The 21,151-nt window shown below is 36.7% G+C and carries 19 protein-coding genes; 18 read left to right on the forward strand and 1 reads right to left on the reverse strand.

Annotated features, from left to right (window positions below; genetic code table 11):
• Window positions 1–146: 146 nt before the first annotated feature.
• The 18 genes from AC0UBM_RS10275 to AC0UBM_RS10360 all read left to right on the forward strand — a co-directional run bounded on the left by AC0UBM_RS10275 (window position 147) and on the right by AC0UBM_RS10360 (window position 19,303).
• Entirely contained in the window at window positions 147–983 is an 837-nt protein-coding gene (locus tag AC0UBM_RS10275; protein ID WP_475688554.1) for a DUF932 domain-containing protein, read from the forward strand.
• 107 nt (window positions 984–1,090) lie between these two features.
• On the forward strand, window positions 1,091–1,528 hold the full coding sequence (locus AC0UBM_RS10280; protein ID WP_475688555.1) for a hypothetical protein: 438 nt from the start codon (window positions 1,091–1,093) through the stop codon (window positions 1,526–1,528).
• Window positions 1,529–1,599: 71 nt separating this feature from the next.
• Window positions 1,600–2,784, forward strand: coding sequence for a TolC family protein (locus AC0UBM_RS10285; RefSeq protein WP_475688556.1), 1,185 nt, complete (start codon window positions 1,600–1,602; stop codon window positions 2,782–2,784).
• A 19-nt stretch (window positions 2,785–2,803) separates the two neighbouring features.
• Entirely contained in the window at window positions 2,804–3,094 is a 291-nt protein-coding gene (locus AC0UBM_RS10290; protein WP_475688557.1) for a hypothetical protein, read from the forward strand.
• Between the two features lie 20 nt (window positions 3,095–3,114).
• Window positions 3,115–4,617: an efflux RND transporter periplasmic adaptor subunit gene (locus AC0UBM_RS10295; protein WP_475688558.1), complete on the forward strand. Its 1,503-nt coding sequence runs from the start codon at window positions 3,115–3,117 to the stop codon at window positions 4,615–4,617.
• A gap of 12 nt (window positions 4,618–4,629) precedes the next feature.
• Window positions 4,630–7,713, forward strand: a complete 3,084-nt coding sequence (locus tag AC0UBM_RS10300; RefSeq protein WP_475688559.1) for an efflux RND transporter permease subunit — start codon at window positions 4,630–4,632, stop codon at window positions 7,711–7,713.
• Window positions 7,714–8,023: 310 nt separating this feature from the next.
• Window positions 8,024–8,791 (forward strand): DUF6577 family protein, encoded by a 768-nt coding sequence (locus AC0UBM_RS10305; RefSeq protein WP_475688560.1) that lies wholly within the window; start codon window positions 8,024–8,026, stop codon window positions 8,789–8,791.
• Window positions 8,784–9,887 (forward strand): nucleotidyl transferase AbiEii/AbiGii toxin family protein, encoded by a 1,104-nt coding sequence (locus tag AC0UBM_RS10310; protein ID WP_475688561.1) that lies wholly within the window; start codon window positions 8,784–8,786, stop codon window positions 9,885–9,887. Before AC0UBM_RS10305 ends, AC0UBM_RS10310 begins: the two co-directional genes overlap by 8 nt.
• Window positions 9,888–9,897: 10 nt before the next feature.
• The gene (locus AC0UBM_RS10315) at window positions 9,898–12,177 is read left to right on the forward strand and encodes a hypothetical protein (protein WP_475688562.1); all 2,280 of its coding nucleotides are present in this window, start codon (window positions 9,898–9,900) and stop codon (window positions 12,175–12,177) included.
• Window positions 12,170–12,961: a hypothetical protein gene (locus AC0UBM_RS10320; RefSeq protein ID WP_475688563.1), complete on the forward strand. Its 792-nt coding sequence runs from the start codon at window positions 12,170–12,172 to the stop codon at window positions 12,959–12,961. Before AC0UBM_RS10315 ends, AC0UBM_RS10320 begins: the two co-directional genes overlap by 8 nt.
• A gap of 608 nt (window positions 12,962–13,569) precedes the next feature.
• Complete coding sequence (locus AC0UBM_RS10325) at window positions 13,570–13,731, forward strand: hypothetical protein (protein WP_475688564.1); 162 nt, start codon at window positions 13,570–13,572, stop codon at window positions 13,729–13,731.
• 683 nt (window positions 13,732–14,414) lie between these two features.
• Window positions 14,415–14,759 (forward strand): single-stranded DNA-binding protein, encoded by a 345-nt coding sequence (locus AC0UBM_RS10330; RefSeq protein WP_008610761.1) that lies wholly within the window; start codon window positions 14,415–14,417, stop codon window positions 14,757–14,759.
• A gap of 73 nt (window positions 14,760–14,832) precedes the next feature.
• Window positions 14,833–15,177 (forward strand): single-stranded DNA-binding protein, encoded by a 345-nt coding sequence (locus AC0UBM_RS10335; protein WP_475688565.1) that lies wholly within the window; start codon window positions 14,833–14,835, stop codon window positions 15,175–15,177.
• A gap of 77 nt (window positions 15,178–15,254) precedes the next feature.
• Window positions 15,255–15,635, forward strand: a complete 381-nt coding sequence (locus AC0UBM_RS10340) for a DUF6876 family protein (protein ID WP_475688566.1) — start codon at window positions 15,255–15,257, stop codon at window positions 15,633–15,635.
• Between the two features lie 11 nt (window positions 15,636–15,646).
• Entirely contained in the window at window positions 15,647–15,844 is a 198-nt protein-coding gene (locus AC0UBM_RS10345) for a hypothetical protein (RefSeq protein ID WP_008610764.1), read from the forward strand.
• Window positions 15,845–16,286: 442 nt separating this feature from the next.
• Window positions 16,287–16,667: a BfmA/BtgA family mobilization protein gene (locus AC0UBM_RS10350; RefSeq protein WP_475688567.1), complete on the forward strand. Its 381-nt coding sequence runs from the start codon at window positions 16,287–16,289 to the stop codon at window positions 16,665–16,667.
• Window positions 16,668–16,678: 11 nt separating this feature from the next.
• Window positions 16,679–17,710, forward strand: coding sequence for a MobB family relaxase (mobB, locus tag AC0UBM_RS10355; protein ID WP_475688568.1), 1,032 nt, complete (start codon window positions 16,679–16,681; stop codon window positions 17,708–17,710).
• A gap of 15 nt (window positions 17,711–17,725) precedes the next feature.
• Window positions 17,726–19,303 (forward strand): type IV secretory system conjugative DNA transfer family protein, encoded by a 1,578-nt coding sequence (locus tag AC0UBM_RS10360; protein WP_475688569.1) that lies wholly within the window; start codon window positions 17,726–17,728, stop codon window positions 19,301–19,303.
• Between the two features lie 47 nt (window positions 19,304–19,350).
• Here the strand turns inward: AC0UBM_RS10360 and AC0UBM_RS10365 are convergent, their stop codons facing one another.
• Entirely contained in the window at window positions 19,351–21,150 is a 1,800-nt protein-coding gene (locus AC0UBM_RS10365; RefSeq protein ID WP_475688570.1) for a UvrD-helicase domain-containing protein, read from the reverse strand.
• Window position 21,151: the final 1 nt, after the last annotated feature.

Genomic DNA, 21,151 nt, shown 5'->3' on the forward strand with positions numbered 1-21,151 from the left:
AAGGTAAACTCGTAAAATACACCCATCAAAAGACTACGGCATAAAGCCGTTCGCCTACTCACTATTTATTCCGTTTCCTTTTGAGCTGAGATTTTAGCTTCCGTTTGGGTACTGCTCAAATATTGTTTAATCTAAATTCAAAAGCTATGTATTTACAAAATTTGCAACAGGATGAAATCTTTGTTCCATCAGAAATGAAATCCTTAAAGACTCTGACCCAGATGGAATCCCGACGAGGGCTTGAAAATGCCATCATTTCAAATGGTAAAATCGTCAATGTGGTATCTAACAGTTATGGACACATTCCAAACCAATTGTTCTTCAAGAAAGCTGAAGAAATGCTGACAGATGCACGACTGAACTTTCACAAACGCACCATTAACAAAAATGATAGGTCATTCATTACAGACTTTATCATAGACGATAAAAGTCAGTTTACCGTCAAGAACGATAAGGACTTGATACTGCCAATGCTTCGGTTCAAAAATTCTTATGACGGTAGTGAAAAGACTTCTGGACACTTTGGTTTTTATAGAGAGGTTTGTTCAAACGGACTACACGTTTCTCAGGCAGAAATCGAGTTTTCCATAAAGCACAGTAAGAACAATACACACCTTATTATGCCAAGATTGAACAACTTGTTCGACAAGTTTCTGGACAATGAATTCTATACGATAACCAAGAAATTCGACAAGATGAAAGAATTTAAAATCATCGACACACAAGAGTTCGTGAAAGCGATTCTCGATAAAACGAAACTCTTTAGATATGAATGCAGCGACAAGAACAGCGACCCATCAAAAAAATCTCGTGAAGTCTTGGAAATTCTGAATTATGAAGCATTGTTGCTAAACGAAGAGCCTAATTTATGGTTAGGTTATAACGCCTTCAATGCAGTATTGCATAGTACTTTAAAGAAAAGTTTCGGTCAACAAGAGCGGTTGGATAAAAAATTGTTCGATGAAGTTTATGAAATGGCTTAAAGCCATTAGGTCTATCCAGTACCTTAAACTGGATTTTTTCTTTTGTTAAAGAGGTTGAAATATTCCAAATTTAGAAAAATTAAGAAATAATGGTATATTTGTAATCAATGCAAAAACCAAATAAAATAGCGGCATTTTTCTTTTTAGGCTTGTTTAGCCTAATGATGCTGCATCAGGTTTTTCCGCATTTGCACCATCAACACGAGGACGCTCATTCCCATTCAGATATTGCACATACTGGCGAACATCATCATCACGATGATGATTCCAACGAAGAAGAATCCCCTTACGGATTTTTTGGTTTCTTTATGGATATGCATATCCATTCTACAGTATCCAGCGATATTGTATTACTTAAAAGGAATACGGTAGAGCAGCAGACTATCGTAGATATTAATATCGTAAAATCTACTTCTGATTTTCAAGAATTTTATGTCGTTGATAGTAGGCAAAACAGTAAACCGCCAATTTATCACCCACCCAATAACTATTTTAATTCTTATCTCTCATCCCTCAATTTACGGGGCCCACCATCTTTAGGTTAATCGCTTAGGAACACCTGCAACTACGGCAGGAATCCTCTTATACATTAAGATTAAACCTAAAATTTCAAACAATGAACAAATACATCGTGTCCGTGATTTGCGGATGCCTGTTCTATGTTAATGGTTTCTCACAGGATAAAAACATTGGGGAACTGCTTAACGAAATAGAACAGAATAATACAGAGTTAAAAGGCTATCAATCTTTCATTGAAAGCCAACAACTCGAAAACAGGAGCAACAACAATTTGCCCGACCCACAGCTTTCTGGTTTTTATTTGCCATTTGGAGATAATGCAACTGGAGATTATACCGAATATCAACTATCCCAATCTTTTGAATTCCCAACGGTATATGCTGCACGTGGCAAATGGAACGAATCTAAATCGCAACAGTTAGCGGCAGCCTACGCTAACAAGAGGCTGGAAGTCTTATTAAAAGCAAAGAACACGCTTTTAGAGCTTGCTTTCTTGCAAAAGCGAAAAGCTATTGAAACGGAAAGAAAAACCCAGAGCAGACAGGTTTTTGAGCAAATCCAAAAACTTTTTAATGCAGAACAAGTTGGGATTTTAGATTTGAACAAGGCGAAAATTGCTTGGATTCAAGAGCAATTTGTTGTGGAACAAATTGAAAGCGAAATTCAAATTTTGCTATCCAAACTTAAAACGTTGAATGGAGGTAATGTAATTGATGGTGTTACCTCAAGTATTGCATTACCTATCGAAGTTGGTACGGCGGAAAGTCTTTGGCAGGAAAAATTAGCGAAAGACCCTTTACTACAAGAATTAAAGGCTAATGAGACATCTTCACTTCAAAAAATAAAATTGGAAAAAAACAAGGTGCTGCCAAACGTGGCACTTGGCTATAATTATCAAGGCGTTAGCGGTAGTAATTATTCTGGATTTTATGGCGGTGTTTCAATTCCGCTTTGGAGTAGCAAGAACAAAGTAAAAGCTGCCGAAGCAAATTTTGAATATCAACAATCCAACACGCAGGTAGTTACCACTTCGCTTTATACACAATTTCAAGAAACCTATAATCGATACGAATTGATGCTCGAAAAATATAATGAGTATCAAACCACGATGGGCAATTTAAATAGCGAGCAACTGCTCTTTAAGGCTTATATGTTGGGCGAGTATTCGTTTATGGAGTATTACGTGGAGCTTCAGTTTTATCGAAATGCATCAGATAAAATGCTGCAAATGGAAAAGGAACTGCAACTGCTTCAAGCACAATTATTAAAACATCAATTATAAATTTCAAAGATATAAAATTATGAAAATTTCAAAAATAATATTCGCAATAGCAATCGCATCAACATTTTTAGTAACCTCTTGTCGAGAAACAAAAACCGAAAATACTGACGACCACGGTCACGAGCATAATGCCGATGGTAGTCATACGGAAGAAACCATAGAGCAAGAAGAGTTTAAAGTAGGAACTGATTCTATGGAAACAAAAACAGAGGAACACGGACACGACCACGATCCAGAAGGGAATCATACAGATGATGATGATTCAAAAACTCACAAACACGATGATGGCGCTGAACACCACGACCACTAAAAGCAAATAGATATAACGATATGAAATATATACTCATAGTGCTTGCCTTTTTGGCAATGTCTTGTAACAACAAGGCAGAAGACGCACACGCACACAATCCCGATGGTAGCCACGAAGGAGAAGAAATTCCACGCTTGGACCACACCATTTGGACAGACAAAACAGAATTATTCGTAGAATTTCCAGCCTTAATCGTTGGAAATCCAAGCAGATTTGCAGCCCACTTTACGGTGTTGGACAAGCATCAGCCTGTTCGTGAAGGTTCGGTTACGGTTAGTTTGATTAAAGGCGATAATGGTATTCGCAATACTGCCGAAACACCTTCATCGCCAGGCATATTTTCGCCTACCATTAAACCGAAAGAAGCGGGTAGTTACCAACTTGTTTTTGAATTGAAAACGCCAGACTATTCAGATAAAATAACGATTGACGATGTTACGGTTTATGCCAATGCAGACGAAGCCATAAAGGCTTTGGGTACTGCCGAAGATGATGGGAGCATTTCCTTTTTAAAGGAACAGGCTTGGAAAATCGATTTTCAAACCGCACCTGTGATATCAGGTAAAATTTACGACGTCATCAACACTTCTGGTGTTTGGATGCCTTCGCCCGGTTCTGTAAAGTCGTTGGCAGCAAAATCCAATGGTGTGGTAGATTTTAAAGTAAGCAACCTCACGGAAGGCACAGCAGTAAAAAAAGGTCAGCTTTTAATGAGTTTGAACAGTCAAGGTTTGGCTTCCAATAATTTGAGTACGGATATCGCTTCCGCGAAAGCGAAATACCAACAGGCCAAATCTGAATATGACCGAAAGAAAGAGTTATACGACTCTAAAATTGTCCCAAAATCTGAATTTGAAAAGGTGGAGAGCAATTTTGAAATCGCCAAAGCCAACTACCAATCATTGGTGTCAGGCGTTTCGGGAGGTAGCAAACAAATTCGTGCACCTTTTGATGGCTTTATAAAATCCATTACGGTTTCTAATGGCGATTATGTGGCGCAAGGCGTGGCCTTGGTAGCTATTGGCACACACCAATCCAAAGTATTGAAAACCCAGTTAGCACCTAATTACGGACTTACTATGGAAAACGTACAGGGAATCTGGTATCAAACGAGCAACGGACAATGGGCAAATGTAACAGATGCGGAAGGCGAGATTCTTTCCATAGGTAAAGATGTAGAGCGTGAAAATCCATTGATTTCAGTTTTTGCACAAGTAAATGCAGAGGTCGATATGCCAGAAGGAAGTCTAACGCCCGTGCAAATTGCAATGGGAAATGCGACCCAAAATACAACGATACCTGTTGATGCCTTATTGGAAGATTATGGAAGTTATTCTGTTATCGTTCAACTATCTGGCGAAAGTTTTGAAAGACGGCCTGTAAAAATAGGAAAGCGTAATGGCGAGAATGTAGAAATAGTAAAGGGTTTGAAAGTTGGCGAAGTGGTTGTAACTACAGGAGCATATCAAGTTAAAATGGCTTCAATGTCTGGTTCAACACCTGCACACGGTCACGAACATTAAAAACGAAGAGAAATGTTAAACAAAATATTATCAATTTCACTTCAAAATAGATTGCTCATTTTATTGGGAGCGGTTGCATTGAGTGTGTTGGGCGTGTATTATGCACGTACAATGAACGTCGATGTATTCCCAGACCTTACAGCGCCAACGGTAACAATCCTTACCGAAGCGCACGGAATGGAATCTGAAGAAGTAGAAAAATTAGTAACCTATCAATTGGAAACAGCCTTAAACGGTTCGCCAAATGTGAGACGAATCCGTTCGTCGTCAGCAGCGGGAGTTTCCATTGTTTGGATAGAATTTGAATGGGGAACCGATATTTATCGGGCACGACAAATTGTAAGTGAACGCATCCCGATGGTAAGGGAGAATTTACCCGAAGGAATTGGAGCACCAACAATGGCACCCATTTCATCCATTATGGGCGAGATAATGTTATTGGGCGTAACGTCCGATAGTTTGTCGCCGATGGAATTAAGAACCTTATCCGATTGGACAATCAGACCACGTATAAAAGCGATTGGCGGTATTGCAAATGTGGTGGTCATTGGTGGCGATTATAAGCAATACCAAGTATTTGCCAATCCTGAAAAGATGAAGTATTACGATGTGAGCCTCTCTGAATTGGTAGAACACGTTAAGGAAGCAAATCAAAATGCACCCGGTGGTGTCATCAATCAATATGGCAATCAGTATATCATTAAGGGAAGCGGTAGAGCCTATGCGCTGGAAGACTTGCAGGAAGCCGTTCTTAAGGAAGTGAATGGTCAAACCATCAAAATAAAAGACGTTGCAACCGTACAAATTGGTGCAGCCGATAAAATTGGCGATGGTTCATTAAATGCAAAACCTGCGGTTATTTTAACCATTTCAAAACAGCCCGATGTAAACACTTTGGAACTAACAGACCGCTTGGATGAAGCCATTGCCGATTTACAAAAAACCTTGCCAAAAGGTGTCAACATCAAAAGTCAGATCTTTAGACAGTCCGATTTTATTGATGCTTCCATCAGTAATTTGAATCAAACTTTGTTAGAAGGTGCATTTTTTGTAATGATTATCCTGTTCATCTTTTTAATGAATTGGAGAACGACCTTAATTTCCTTGTTGGCGATTCCTATTTCATTGTTGGTGTCCATCATCATTTTAAAATGGTTGGGCTATACGATAAACACAATGAGTTTGGGCGGTATGGCCATTGCCATTGGTGCATTGGTGGATGATGCCATTATTGATGTGGAAAACGTGTATAAACGCTTGCGCGAAAATATCAGAAAACCCAAAGCGGAGCGGGAATCGACAATAAAAGTAGTGCGAGACGCTTCCGTAGAAATACGAAGCTCAATCATCATCGCAACCTTGATTATTATTGTGTCTTTTGTACCGTTATTCTTTTTAAGCGGAATGGAAGGTCGGTTGTTACAACCGTTGGGAATAGCATTTGTGACTTCGGTGTTGACCTCATTGATAGTCGCTGTGACGGTAACCCCTATTTTATGTTCCTATTTATTGAACAATGAAAAACTACTCAATAAACAAGCAGAAGGCACACGTGTAGAGCGTTGGTTACAGAAACATTATGGCAACCTCTTGGAACGTGCCACCAAAATACCTAAAACCATTATAGGCGTAACTGTCATTGCATTTGTATTAAGTCTATTGGTTGTAACGCAATTGGGAAGAAGTTTTCTGCCTGAATTTAATGAAGGCTCATTGGTAATTAGTGTAGTTGGTCCACCGGGAATGTCCTTGGAAGAAAGTAATAAGACTGGTAAATTGATAGAGACCCTATTACTGGATATGCCAGAAGTGGAGGTCGTAACCCGAAGACAAGGTCGTGCCGAACTGGACGAACACGCACAAGGCGTTAATGCTTCGGAAATTGATGTTCCTTTTGTCCTCGAAGACAAAACCAAAGAAGAATTTTTTGAAGAAGTCCGAAATAAATTGAGCATCGCACCTGGTGTTAATATCACATTGGGACAACCCATCGCACACCGTATTGACCATATGCTTTCGGGAACACGAGCAAATATTGCCATCAAGATTTTTGGGTCAGATTTACAACGTTTATTTGAAGTAGGTAAAAGTGTAGAGCAGAACATCAAGGATATTGAAGGATTGGCAGATGTTGCGGTTGACCAACAAATTGAAGTACCACAAATACGCATCAAGCCCAAACGCCAAATTCTATCGGCTTATGGAATGACCGTTGGTAATTTAATGGAACAGGTGGATATTGCTTTTGCAGGCGAAGAAGCAGGCGAGATTTATGAAGGGCAACAGTATTTTGATTTAATTGTTCGCTACGAAAAACCATTTCGGGATAATATTGAGAACATCGGGAACACCTTAATCAGTCTTCCAAATGGTGGTCAAACCACTTTGGGCGAATTGGCAAACGTTCAATCTGTAAGCAGTCCAAATACTATTAATCGCGAAGATGTGCAACGTAAAATTGTAGTTGCTGCCAATGTTCAAGGCAGGGACTTACGAGGTGCTGTGGAAGAAATCAAAGACGTGGTTTCAAGTAACGTGAATATGCCAGAAGGCTATCGTGTGCAATATGGCGGACAGTTTGAAAGTGAATCCAAAGCTTCACAATTGCTTATGATAACTGCAATTATTGCCATAGCAATCATTTTCCTTTTGCTGTATTATGAATTTAAAGATGTAAAGTTGGCATTTGTCGTATTGATAAACCTGCCTTTGGCATTAATTGGTGGAATTTTGATTGTGTATTTCACATCAGGAATCATCAGTATCGCTGCGACCATAGGATTTATAAGTCTCTTTGGGATTGCTACTCGTAACGGTATTTTATTGGTATCACGATATGAAGATTTACGAAAAGAAGGAGTACAAGGGTTTCAGTTGATAAAGACAGGAGCTTTGGATAGATTAAATCCAATCTTAATGACAGCCTTTACAACAGGTTTAGCATTGATACCATTAGCATTAAAAGGTGGCGAACCCGGAAGTGAAATACAAAGCCCGATGGCAGTTGTAATTTTAGGCGGTTTGTTATCTGCGACTATATTGAACTTGGTGGTAATTCCTTGTGTATATCAATTGGTATTAAAAAAGGAAAAGTAAACAGTTCATTACGGTAATAGAAAAACCTTCTTATTCTGAATAAGGAGGTTTTTTATGCTATCATTTTTCCCATCTCCTTCCGTACATTTTTTTTGTATTTCGCAATAAAAGAGGGAAACACTTCATTCCCAATCTACACCTTTATTGTTAAGTCCGATTTAAATACTGCTTCTAATGATAGTTTTATTTGCTATTTTTCAAAGGCAATAATAATTTCAAATATTTACCACTTTATTGATGTAGTGGCGATAATTAGTTTTCAAATATTCGCCACTTTTTTGTATTTTTGGCAAAGTTTTGATATTGTATTATGCCAAAAATTATAGAAAACAAGCTTATAGAAGCGTTTAAAGAGCAAAGTTCCTTTGATAGGGACCAGCTATTTCAGTTCTATTTGGACCTTGAACCGGATTTGAAGGAAAGTACATTTAGTTGGCGCATTTACGACCTGAAGAAAAAAGATATCATCAAAACTATTGGGCGTGGATTGTATGTTATATCCTATAAACCCAAGTATAGACCAGTACTGTCTGATAGTGTTCTAAAAATAGTGCGTAAGACTAACGAACGTTTTGAGCAAATTCAATATGCAATATGGGAAAACCAATGGCTAAATGAATTTACTCTGCATCAAGTATCCAATCAAATGATTGTAGTAGAAGTGGAAAAAGAATTTACAGAATCACTATACTATTATCTAAATGATTCCTTGAAAATGGATTTTTTCTTGAATCCCGATGACAAGGAAATTGAATTCTACATTTCCGAGAGTGCTGTCCCCGTGGTCATAAAACGTCTCGTCACCAGAGCACCGATAAGTAAATTGAAAGATAAAAAAAATGTAGTTCCAGTCGCCACGCTTGAAAAAATAATGGTGGACTTGTTTGCAGATGAAAACCTGTTCCATTTTTACCAAGGCTCTGAACTCATAAACATTTATGAAAAGATACTTGAGCGATACAGCATTAATTTCACAAAACTTTTTAGTTATGCGAAAAGACGAAAGAAAGAACAAGAAATCAAGCAATTTATGAATAACCATATACCAAATATTTTAGAGGATATAATCAATGATTGAAAATAAAAGCTTCACAAGAGAATGGCTGGATACTTTCCGGGCGATAAAAGAACATAAAGGCATTAATGTGACCATTTTGGAAAAAATGGTTCACGCATTTTCATTATTGGAACATCTAAAAATAGAAGGACTTGATTTTGTTTTTAAAGGAGGAACATCACTGGTACTTTTACTTGAAGAAGGCAATCGGTTTTCAATAGATATCGATATTATTTCGAGTGTAGAGCGCGAATCATTGGAAAAAATTCTTGATGCGGTTGTTGCCAACTCACATTTTAAAAGCCACACTTTGAATGAACGCAGAAGCTACAAAGAAGGCGTGCCAAAGGCACATTATACTTTTGAATTTGATTCGGTTTACAACCCGAACGTTCCAGGAACAATTCTGTTGGATATTCTTTTTGACAGTCCACATTATCCAGAACTTATAGAATCTCCAGTTGAGATTTCGTGGCTATCGGTTGATGACCCTATAATATCAATTACCACACCTTCGGTAAATTCCATCTGTGGCGATAAGCTTACTGCTTTTGCACCAGAGACCATCGGTATTCCATATTATAAGGGCGACCAGTTATTTACAATGGAAATCTGTAAGCAGTTGTTCGATTTAGGGAAGTTGTTTGAAAACATTACAGATATGTCTATTGTTAAGGCAAGTTTTTCCGCTTTTGCGAAAGCAGAACTTTCCTATCGTAGTTCCGATAAAGATTTTGGCAAAAGAAACCTCAAAGAAACAGATGTGCTTTGGGATGCCATAATCACCTGTGCCATCATCGCCAAAAGGGAACGTAACCCAACCAAGGAAACAAAAAAGAAGTTTGACGAATTAAACCGTGGCATACGCAGTTTTGGAAGTGCGTTTTTGATGACAGGAAATTTCAGGATAGAGGAAGCTCTTGCAGCTTCGGCCAGGGTAGCTTATTTGAATGCTATATTGGTGCAAGATGAGATAACAGAAATTGAATATTACAAAGGACAAGACATAAGCGAGCTTACCATTGAAAAAGCAGATTGGGCATTTTTAAATAAACTGAAAAGACAGCCAGATAAAAGCATTTTTTATTATTGGTTTAAGGCGGTGGAATTACTATAAATATGAAGAAATGAATCTAAAATATATAATAGAAATATGCATTGGGATTGATATTGCCATTATTGGTATCGCTTATCCTATAATAATTGATAAAATATCGAATATTGGGAATAGGTATGACTCAAATTATCTTTCCGAAGTTTTTGAACAAGAATTTCCACAACGGGCATATGGTCGCATTTTGCCATTTCGGAGCAGGAAAGTTACCACTTTCGAATGGCTGTTATTCTTCACTATCGCATCATTTGCCTTTTTGATTGCAGGTGCCGAACCATTATTTTGGAAAAACTCAATATGGATGCAAAATTCTGCAAAATTATTGACATTAACTCTCACCTTTTTTCTTGTAATATCCTTTATAATCTGGCTTGACAAAATAGCTTTATACAACGGAAAACCAGCTCGCCTATTGAAATATCTGATTGCGAAATATCAATTAATCTCAAAAGAAAGTAGATATAAAGAAAACCTTATCAATTCACTTAACGAGATAGCCTATTTCGCTGTAGAAAAGGAGGATATCCATTTACAAGAGGAATTGAGTAAGTTTTATACTGAAGAGTTTATTAAAATTCGTCATAATCATAATTCAAGCGAAGCCTTAGAATATCCATTTTATTTTTATGACGTAACCCGTAAGCTAATTAAAAAATTGCTTCGGAAAGAAGTTTCTGAATTGGATAGATTGACTTCTCCCGCAGTATCAAATTGGTGGTTGTTGGGACAGGATTTTCAGGAGATTCCAATATCAGAAAAAACGTATGATAGTATGTGGGGCAATATCTATCAGATTTCCGACAATGCAAAGTTTATAAAGGAGCATTGGAGCACTGCACACCAATATTATAGATTTCAATTAGGGAGGAAAACTGGCAAATACAACATCGATATTAGAGATTATGAGAACAAGGAGGAAATTGAAATAAGAGAAAGTGAACAGATAAGATTTTTAGAGTTTCACTATGCATTGGGTGGCTTGCTATTGTATCGTCAAAACAATAATGGACTAAAACGAATTCTAAATTTCACACAAAGTCAGCCGCCAGATTATTACCTATTGCCTAACTCTATGTATGACATATTCTACTGGTTTGCCTATTTTAAAGAAGGGTATGTAAACAGAGTTACGCCTACAGATTTTAAATACCCATTTCCAGACATTGATAATTTAGGCCTCTCACGACAAATAACCTTTTGGATTTGTCAATATGTATGTTTGCTTTTTATAAGACAATTTTTCTTGCAACCCTATTATACGTTTCATCAATTTACCGAACAACCAAGATTGCCAAATAAAGTACTTGAATTACTTAAATGGAAAGATGCTTTGGACTATTTCAAGTTTTGTTTAAACAAAATATTAGAGAATAAAGACTTATTGGATTTACTGGGCTATAATTTGTCAGATGCTATTTTGGAGGATATAGAAGGTTTTGAGCCTGAATTACGAATTAGAATTGAAGAGCAAATTCAACAGAATAGAACAAATGCACCATTATCTGATAATAAAATCAATCAATTTTTGGCCAGCAGTGCAACGATGATAGACGATGCATTTAATCAGTACAGCCTCATAATAAATAAAGATGATTTTGCAAATGATGAACCTGTGATGCGATTCGGTCTAAATGGAGGTTCCATACTTTTCCGAAAAGAAGGTTTTACAGAGGGAGACATACCACATCTAAATTATGATTCGATATTTGCACAACAAATCATTTATGACCAAATCAATCGATATATTCCAAACTCTTTCCTCGGAGCGAAAACACGTAGATACTTAATAGACAGAGAAAACTTTGAAGATGCGTTTAAAAGATTAAAGTACGATAAAGAGAAACATCTTATTGTAGGCTTTGGTTTTTTCGACAATGGTTTAGTCGAAATACCTGATTTCCTTGAGGATATGATTAGGTTGACTTCGCCAGTTTTTACAAATGTACTATTCGTTCTGCCAAAGACTGACCTTCCGAGAATTAATCATCCAGACCTCAAAGCTGATGAGATTAAAGAACTGCGTCTTGAACCAATTATACCAGACAGAAACGTATATGCCTCTGTAATCGACTTGAATCTTGATGAGAATAGTGAGTTGAGACAACGCTGGAACACAAATGAAAATCAAAATCCAGCGGAATCTGTACAATTAACAATTGCATTCATCGCAGAGATTATTTGGAGACAAAATAGAGATGTCGTTCAGTTAAATATCACTTCGCCACTACGTGAACAAGGCATCAAAAATGATTTAAGCGATATTGTTCCTTTCAAGACCATTGAAAATGATTGAATTCAGAAACCCATATCACATAGAACCACCAGGTGTTTCACGACAAATATTATCGCATCCAACAAATGAAACTGAAGCAATAGAACTTGCAGTATTTCAAGAACATCGATACGCATTTTTCTATTGGAACAAATGGATGCGTAAGAATGAAAGTGCTAATCCACCTTGTTTGGTTTCGCTAGACTGGCATCAGGATTTATGCTACCCTTGTGAAACAGAAAAAGAATGGTTAGATAAATTAGATTTAACGAGTGACGCAGAAGTGTCTTTATTTTCTTGGGCAAAACTTGCGGGGAATAATGACGGTCATATTTTATGTGCGGCTTACCTCAATTTGATTGGGGATATTTATGTTCATTGCAGGCAAGCTTCCTTTCCAGATGCTTGGAAAGATGAAGAACTGATAGATACTTATGGAAACAGACACGCAATTAAAAAATTCAAAACGTATAAAGCCTTACAGGATGCCCTATTGAATTCTTCAGAAACATCTGTATTTTTTGATATAGACTTGGACTTCTTTTCCATAAAGAATGGATTAAGTGATGGTTCTTTTGAATTTACCTATCTACAGGAAAAAGAAATACGTACAATGTTAGATAAGGACAATCCATTAATTCATTGGATTTTTGAACGTTTAAAAGGATTTACTATAGCAACAGAACCAGAACATTGTGGTGGACTTTTGAGAAGCAACAAGTTTCTTGATTTGATTAGCGAAATCTATTTCAATCCAGAATTGTTTGCACCTAAATGTAATTGGAAATGGAAACCAAAATATTGATGATGAATTGAATCGATATTAATACTGCCATTCAGCCCATTCCCCTACATTCCGCAAAAAAGCTATATTTCGGGCAAAGCGCTTCATTAAAACAAGTCTTGGACACAACTATAAAGCTTCCGACTTTCATTTCACTTGCCCACTCATTCCCGAGAAAATCGGGAAGTGGTCAAACTCCATTTCAATCTACACTTTTCAAGTTAAGTCCGCTTTAAATTCTGTTTCACGAGAATAATAAGTTTATAAAATCCGTTCAGCACATTCCCCTACATTTCGCGAAAGCTACATTCCGGAAAAAGAGCTTCCCTACACAGGTCTTGGACACAATCCCCAATTTTGACTTTACATTTCGTTAACCCTTCCCGCTATGCTGGAAAGGAACACAACATTCCCTAGCCAAAATCGTGAATTAAGTCCGCTTAAAAAAGGAAGTTAATTATCATACAATAAACGCGCAAGGTAAACTCGTAAAATACTTCCATCAAAAGACTACGGCATAAAGCCATCGCCTCTTCCCTCGCTTATTTATTCCGTTACCTTTTGAGCTTTGATTTTAGCTTCCGTTTGGTTTCTGCTCAAATATTGTTTAACCAAAAAAATTTAACATTATGAAAATCACAGCTGTAAAACGGAATATTTCAATACAAGAAGCGGAAGAACATTATCAATTGAGTAGTGAAAATTATGATGTCGATAGTGGCGAAAGTCATTTAGCGTACTACAGAGAAAAGCATCCCTTTTACTACCAGATATTATTAAATAATGTTTAATCTAAAAACCAGAAAGAACTTTTTGTAGAGTAAGCTAACTACTCACAAAAGTAATAATAACCTTTTATTGGAAACGACTTTCATAACCCGTTCAGCACATTCCCCTACATTTCGCGAAAAGCTACATTCCGGAAAAAGAACTTCTCTAAATAGGTCTTGGACACCATCCCCAATTTCTACTTTCCATTCCGCTACCCGCTCCGCTGCGCTAGAGCGGGACGCTTCATTCCCAATCCGAAATCGTGAACGGAGTCCGCCAAATCGGAATTCCATTTAATCATTTGGTGCCACTTCCAATGTTAATGTACTTCACAAAAGTCTTTAGAAATACTTCCGCACCCTCGCTGCCCTAACCTTTTTTTGCCAGCAAAATACCAACATTTTGAACTTGAACAGACTGCATAAACCGTTCTCGCTGCGCTTCACTTTTTATAAGTCCTTATCAATTCAAAATCTTGAAAATGTATCAGCAACAAAAAAAGGTAACAGCGAGGGCGCTATGGGAAGTAAATCTAAAATGAATCTTATGAAATCTTACAAAAACATCAAAAAGGAAGCGACACCAAAAAAAACAAAAAAGGAAAACGCTCAAGATATAATAAGTAAATCACTTCAAAAAAATATAACAATAAACTGTCTGAATAGTTCGGATAGCATTTTAATTAATCTTTAAATATTTTATTATGAGTACTTTAAAAAATCACGTACAGTTAATCGGAAACGTTGGACAAGAGCCAACCATTACAAACCTTGAAAGCGGTAAAAAAGTAGCCCGTTTTTCACTCGCAACTAATGAGTATTACAAGGATGCCAAAGGCGAAAAACAAACAGAAACCAATTGGCATACCGTTGTGGCTTGGGGCAAGACTGCCGAAATTATCGAAAAATTTGTAGGTAAAGGCAAAGAAGTAGGTGTTACGGGAAAATTGAAATCCCGAAGCTACGAGGACAAAGAGGGTATCAAGCGATATGTTACCGAAATCGAAGCAAATGAAATCCTTTTGCTTGGAAGCAAAAATGATAAGTAATCATTGAAATTTTAGAGGGCGTACCTCTCGAAAGTTGCGCCTTTTTTTATTAATAACCTTTAAATCTTTTATTATGAAAACTATTAAAAATCACGTTCAGTTAATCGGAAACATTGGGCAAGACCCACAGGTTACGCATCTTGAAAATGGAAAAATTGTGGCGCAGTTCTCAATGGCTACAAATGAAAACTACAAGGATGCAAAAGGCGAAAAACAATCTGAAACCCATTGGCATAGTGTTGTGGCTTGGGGAAAACTTGCTTCAATCATTGAGAAATATGCAGTAGTAGGAAAACAAATTGCCATTGCGGGCAAATTGGCGCAACGCTCTTATGAAACCAAGGAAGGCGAAAAACGATACTATACCGAAGTTGTAGCAAGGGAAATTCTTTTGCTCGGGTCTAAAAATGGTAAGTAACCATAAAAATTAAAGAGGGCGTTCTCGTCGAAAATTGCGCCCTCTTTTTAATTATCCACTAATAAAAATAGATAACAATGAAAGCACAAGTTAACGAAATCAAAGAAGGATTGCAACATTTTCACGGTACGGAAATGTTCTACCAAATCCCATTATTAAGAACACGTTTTACAGACGGACTAAAATATCTTGCTAATGTAGCAGATTGTTTTTGGCTCATTACGGACACTTCCGTAATTGCAAAAAGTCTAATGAACCGAAGCGAATTTGTAACCATAGACTTCAAAAGATTGCCCGAAGATAAGCAGGATTTTACAGGCTATGAAGCAGAGATAATTTACAGCGATGGCAACGACAATATTTTGGAAAAACACGGCTATCGGGCAACCGATTTTCCGCTCGATGAATTGCGGTTATTTTTTGTAAATGATACGCTGATGTTACCAAGCGAATATTAAAAATTCAGGCTATGGTTTATCTCAATTTTACAGACTTGAGCGAGGAGGCTCAAAACCGACTTTTAGAGGATTCTAAAAAAGACGTGGAACGAAAATTTGGCGATGATATTCGCAAATACGTAAGGGAAAATTACACCTGTTTTGAAACGATGATAGAGGAAGAAGCATTACGAAATTTATATTCCTATACGTTTGTATTCAACATCTAATTTTCTAAACTTTATAGTCAAGCACCTCTAAATTTTTGGAGGTGTTTTTGTATGCAATTAATTTCAAGTCGATAAAAAAGCGTATCTTTATTTCGCTGAAATTCGGCACACATAAATTCATATAGTTATCCCATTTTTAACTTTCGCTGATAACTGTATCCATCTATAATTTACATATAGGAATTTTCGAATTCCTAAAAGGCAATTGGCTTTTTAGCCAGATTGTATGAAGTTTTTGTCACGCTTTGGCGTGACGAAAAGGAATAGCAAGAGGGTAACGGGCAGAGCCGCGTTACATATTCCTTTTAGCGTATAACCAATTGATTTTCAACAACTTGAAAATTAATGGATTATATATATTTCTTCGATTTGCGTCAAATGCCCTTGAACAACCTGTAAACAGGGATGGATTTACGTCAAACACAAAAAAAAGCGAAAGAAAATGGATTCATTCATCACTATCAGGTTCAAAAGGAAAACTGCCAAACGTTTTCAGGAATTTTCAAAAAAGCACTTCAAGACACATACGGAAACGATGGAAGCCATTCTTGATTTTTTCTTCTACAATGAGATATCTCCAAAAGAAAAATTAGGTCCGACAGGACGAACCATCGAAGCCAAGTTACTGAAAAGAATCAATGCAGTAATCGCTATAATGAGGGATGTTGAAAAGACCCAAACCAAGCCTACAGTTGCAATGATTCAATCTCTATTTGAGACAGAACAGCCAAGCAAAAAACCTTTAATAGTGGAAAAGAAATATGCCGAAGAAAAAAAGAAAGTACGCTTCCGTGAAAAACAAAATCCAAGTAACCAACTGTAAATTTTTGAGCTATGTACATAACAATAACACCTCAAAAAATGGGAGGCAATTATTCCAAGAGTTCAGCTGATTTTGTTGGTTATCTGGAGAAGGAAAACCAAGGATTGGAACAACACGAAACGGAACATTTTTTCAATCAATATGGCGATGAGATTTCAGCGGAGGAAGTGGTCAGGGAAATAGACGGCAATACTGCAAAACTTGAAAAGCACGAACCACGGTTTTATTCAATTACCGTAAGTCCTTCAAAATACGAACTGAAACGGTTGCAGAACCATAGTGAGGATTTGCAAAAATACACCCGTGAGATTATGAAGGATTATGTGGCTTCATTTAATCGCGAAATCAATGGGCGACCCATTACAATCGATGATATAAAATACTATGCTAAAATTGAACACCAAAGAGCCTTTAAAGGAACGGACTTTCAGATAAAAGAAAACCAACCGTATGCTACAAAAATACTTCAACTAAAAACTGAAATCCGAAATGTGCAAGATGGGCGAGCAGAAGGAAATGTGAAAAAATTGGAAAAAGAAATAGGGAAACTCGAAAGAGAAGCACCGCACCAGCAGAACGGAAAACGAATTGTACAAGGAATGCCAAAGGCAGGAAACCAAAGTCATATCCATATTATTGTGAGCCGTAAGGATGCTTCCAATAAATTCAGTTTGTCCCCAGGAAGTAAGTACAAAGTTTCCGATGTTGAATTAAATGGTAAAACGGTAAAACGAGGATTTGATAGAGATGGATTTTTTACGAAAGCAGAAAAGACTTTTGATAAGACTTTTGGCTATCAACGGAACTTCGCTGAAACCTATAAGGCAAGAAAGGATTTCATCAAGAATCCGAAAATCTATTTTGCATCGTTGATGAAACTACCAACCAACGAAAAAGCGATTGCGTTCAAATTAATGCGTGAAAGTAATATTCCAATAATGCCGAGTATTCCGGTCACGCAGGCACAATTGGCAATGAAAATATTTAACAGGCTACGACGTGGTGCGGAAGTGGCCATCAAATCAAGTTCCATCGGAATCTAACTTAAAATTATACAAATGGACAATCTCGTAACAGTACTTTTTAGTATTAGTGTAGCCAGTGTTGTTTTCTATGGAATATTTCGGATTAGCAGATATGCATTTGTCGTCAATATTCTATTGATTGGAACTCTTGCGTATTATTTAAACGAACATTTACCATTGGTGCAAATAGCTCTTTATTTGATTTGTCCTCTGATATTAATTAATATAGGAATGTATGTTTTCTTGCATAAAACCGACACGCCTAAAAATGGAAATGCCAAATATCAGGTCAACTTTGCCACTACAAAAGGAAACTTTAAACTGGACAACATCAAACGTGGAGCATCAATCATCGGTTCTGCCGGAAGTGGAAAGACCGAAAGTGTTGTGTATGGATTCCTGAAACACTTTCAAAAAGAAGGATTTTGCGGAATTATTCACGATTACAAAGATTTTGAACTGACCGAAATGGCTTATCCACTCTTTAAGGATGGCGACATACCTTTTAAGGTCATTTCCTTCGATAAAATCATCCATAGGGTAAATCCTATTGCGCCACGCTATTTAGAGAACGAGGAAAGCGTAAACGAAGTTTCAAGGGTATTGATTGAAAACCTTTTGGAACAAAGGGAATCAGGAACAACCGGAACAACAAAATTCTTCAACGATGCTGCGGAAGGATTGATTGGTGGATTGATATGGAAATTAAAAACTACTTATCCTCAATTCTGTACTCTTCCACATTTGATTGCTATTTATCAATATCTGGACACAGACAGCCTTATCCAGTTTTTGGAAACCAATACGACATCGAGGGCAATGGCAGATGCTTTTATTAGTGGCAAGGATTCTGAAAGACAGACCGCAGGTGTAAAAAGCACCTTGGCCAATGCGCTAAAACGAATTAGCACACAACGTATTTTTATGGCATTGTCTGCGGATGAAGTACCACTAAATATAAATAGTCCAGAAAATCCTTGTATGATTTCGATAGTGAACAACCCCAAATTTGAAACATCTTATTCGCCTGTAATAGCGACCATCATTCACACCATTACAAAGCAAATGAGTGTTCGTAATAGCAAACCGTCTTTTCTATTGATGGAAGAAGCGCCAACCATACGACTATTGAATATGCACCGTATTCCTGCGACACTTCGGAGCTATAATATTTCTACGATTTACGTGATGCAGGACAAAATCCAGAACGATATGATGTATGGCGATAAAGCGAGCAAAGCCATTTTAAGCAATCTATCCTACCAGTTTTTTGGAAAGGTTAATGACCCGGACACCGCAAAATATTACGAACGCTTTTTTGAAATCATTAAAGACCCAACCAAAAGTATAAGCCGAGGACACAATCTGGACTTTGATACGCGAATTACCACAGGCGAAAAGGAAATTCCAAAGATTAGGGCAGATGTGTTCTTCCGATTGAAGCAGGGCGAATTTATTACCTATGCTGATGGAAAGGATAAAAAGGTGCAGTTCAAGTTAGCCAACATAAAAAGGGAGTTTCCACAAGAACTGAATCAGTTTTCCCAAGCTGATTTGGAGGCTAATTTTGAACGCGTTTATGAGCAGGCGAAGTCAATATTTAGTAAATGATTAAATTACTTTACTGTGAATCCACTTTGTTTATCGGTCATTTGGAGTTATTTAATTTCAAACGTATTGTCAACCCCAAACCAATTAACTATAGTATTCATCGCTGGCTCTTCCATTTTTGAAAGAGCAAGAACCACTAAATTTTCTTTTGCTCTAGAACAAGAAACATAAAAAAGATTTTTTGTTCTATCTTTTCTATCATCAGAATCATCACTATTGTCAAAATAACCCTCAAATTTGTATTGAGATTTCCAGCTAGTATCATCAATCACTACTAGAACATTCCTGTACTCTTCACCTTTGGTTCCGTGTTTGGTAGAAAAAACATTTTGATTCTGAGTGTACCCAAAAAGTGCTATCACTTCTTTATAGGGCATAGATAGGACAGCATCATAAAAGGTTTTTTCTTTTACAATTTTAGATTTTTCATCATCTGATAAGCCATCCGTATCTTTTTGAATTTTTTCTTGTAATCTAATCATTCCCTGCGAGAGGACGATAAGTTTATTTTCTAATGCATATTCTAAAACTTCTTTAACAGATTTAGTCTCTCTTATTTTTATCAACCCATTAATTTTCTCATTAATAACTTTTTTATCGGAATGTTTCTTTAAGTTGATTGAACGACTACCATTACGTTTTAAAAAACTTGATATTTCATTGAAAGATCCTTCTGAATAGTGAAGAATAAGGTGCTCAATTCCTGTCTTTCTCTCAATAGAAGTCTTTTTATCCATTGAGCCAACAAATAAAGATGTCAAAGGATGTTCTCGTTTAATTAAAGCATCGGCAGCTCCTAAAGGGAATCTTTTGTTATATACGGTATAGAGATCGCCAAAACCACTTCTGCGAGCAACACGACTATTGGCAATAATTAATATCTTATCATCACTACCTGCTCCAAATTCCCAGCCATTAGATTTCAAATCTGCTATTACGCCATCATAGTTTTTGCTTTTTTGAGGTATCAATGAATCCTCGTACTCTTTTACTTTTTGTTTTTTTTCTTTAGAAGGATAATTTATACAATTGATGAATTTCACACTACCTTTTTCCTTTTCAGCTCCCTTTGGAATCTCTTGTTTGATATTTGACCGTATATTATTGAGTAAATCAATTACTTCTTGACAGCTTCGATAATTTTCAATTTTATTGATAAGATCAATTCTCTTTAAATCAACATATTGTTTTAATGAACCTATTCCTGAGTTATAAATCTTTTGATGTGAATCCCCATAAAAACCCAGAATAATCTTTTGTTCATTTCTAGGAAGTAGAAAATCTAAAAATGCATTTATAATTTCAGGTGCAGTATCTTGGTATTCATCAACAAAAAGATAGGGATATTTTGAAGCGACTATTGAGGTTAAAAGCTCATAATTTTCAAACATCCTCTGGCTCAAGACAATTAAATCATCGTGTCCAATAGTTCCCTTTTCGAAATCACTAAAAGCTCTATCCGAATATTCGACTGATTTTATTCGCTCAATTAATCCAAGAGTATATTTATCTGGTTTCTCTTCGTGTTTCAGCGTATTGATCGCGTCAAATTCTTTAATTAACTGCTTGTTGAATAATTTTATACAATCCCACAAAAATTCGTGAATTGTAGAGACAAGCACTAAAGGATTATTTTCGAGACGATCAATGATTTCATTTTTTGCCACATTAGTGTAAGTTATACATACAATCATTTGATTGTTGAGAGATAAAACTTTACTCTTGGTTTCAATCAGGTAATTTATTGTTTGAATTAGCGCATAGGTTTTTCCAGCACCTGCACCAGCTTCAAGCACAAAACTTCTCTTTGCAGTAATTTTTTCTTTTATTTGATCTATTGCTTCCATC

Source organism: Formosa sp. F44 (genome assembly GCF_056238645.1).

Excerpts from the sequence above, each read along its gene's own strand:
- AC0UBM_RS10280 (WP_475688555.1), top strand. The coding sequence starts at position 1,091 with ATGCAAAAACCAAATAAAATAGCGGCATTTTTCTTTTTAGGCTTGTTT.
- AC0UBM_RS10320 (WP_475688563.1), top strand. The coding sequence starts at position 12,170 with ATGATTGAATTCAGAAACCCATATCACATAGAACCACCAGGTGTTTCA.
- AC0UBM_RS10360 (WP_475688569.1), top strand. The coding sequence starts at position 17,726 with ATGGACAATCTCGTAACAGTACTTTTTAGTATTAGTGTAGCCAGTGTT.
- AC0UBM_RS10275 (WP_475688554.1), top strand. The coding sequence starts at position 147 with ATGTATTTACAAAATTTGCAACAGGATGAAATCTTTGTTCCATCAGAA.
- AC0UBM_RS10345 (WP_008610764.1), top strand. The coding sequence starts at position 15,647 with ATGGTTTATCTCAATTTTACAGACTTGAGCGAGGAGGCTCAAAACCGA.
- AC0UBM_RS10325 (WP_475688564.1), top strand. The coding sequence starts at position 13,570 with ATGAAAATCACAGCTGTAAAACGGAATATTTCAATACAAGAAGCGGAA.
- AC0UBM_RS10300 (WP_475688559.1), top strand. The coding sequence starts at position 4,630 with ATGTTAAACAAAATATTATCAATTTCACTTCAAAATAGATTGCTCATT.
- AC0UBM_RS10285 (WP_475688556.1), top strand. The coding sequence starts at position 1,600 with ATGAACAAATACATCGTGTCCGTGATTTGCGGATGCCTGTTCTATGTT.
- AC0UBM_RS10305 (WP_475688560.1), top strand. The coding sequence starts at position 8,024 with ATGCCAAAAATTATAGAAAACAAGCTTATAGAAGCGTTTAAAGAGCAA.
- AC0UBM_RS10330 (WP_008610761.1), top strand. The coding sequence starts at position 14,415 with ATGAGTACTTTAAAAAATCACGTACAGTTAATCGGAAACGTTGGACAA.
- AC0UBM_RS10295 (WP_475688558.1), top strand. The coding sequence starts at position 3,115 with ATGAAATATATACTCATAGTGCTTGCCTTTTTGGCAATGTCTTGTAAC.
- AC0UBM_RS10290 (WP_475688557.1), top strand. The coding sequence starts at position 2,804 with ATGAAAATTTCAAAAATAATATTCGCAATAGCAATCGCATCAACATTT.
- AC0UBM_RS10350 (WP_475688567.1), top strand. The coding sequence starts at position 16,287 with ATGGATTCATTCATCACTATCAGGTTCAAAAGGAAAACTGCCAAACGT.
- AC0UBM_RS10340 (WP_475688566.1), top strand. The coding sequence starts at position 15,255 with ATGAAAGCACAAGTTAACGAAATCAAAGAAGGATTGCAACATTTTCAC.
- AC0UBM_RS10315 (WP_475688562.1), top strand. The coding sequence starts at position 9,898 with ATGAATCTAAAATATATAATAGAAATATGCATTGGGATTGATATTGCC.
- AC0UBM_RS10310 (WP_475688561.1), top strand. The coding sequence starts at position 8,784 with ATGATTGAAAATAAAAGCTTCACAAGAGAATGGCTGGATACTTTCCGG.
- mobB (WP_475688568.1), top strand. The coding sequence starts at position 16,679 with ATGTACATAACAATAACACCTCAAAAAATGGGAGGCAATTATTCCAAG.
- AC0UBM_RS10335 (WP_475688565.1), top strand. The coding sequence starts at position 14,833 with ATGAAAACTATTAAAAATCACGTTCAGTTAATCGGAAACATTGGGCAA.
- AC0UBM_RS10365 (WP_475688570.1), bottom strand. The coding sequence starts at position 21,150 with ATGGAAGCAATAGATCAAATAAAAGAAAAAATTACTGCAAAGAGAAGT.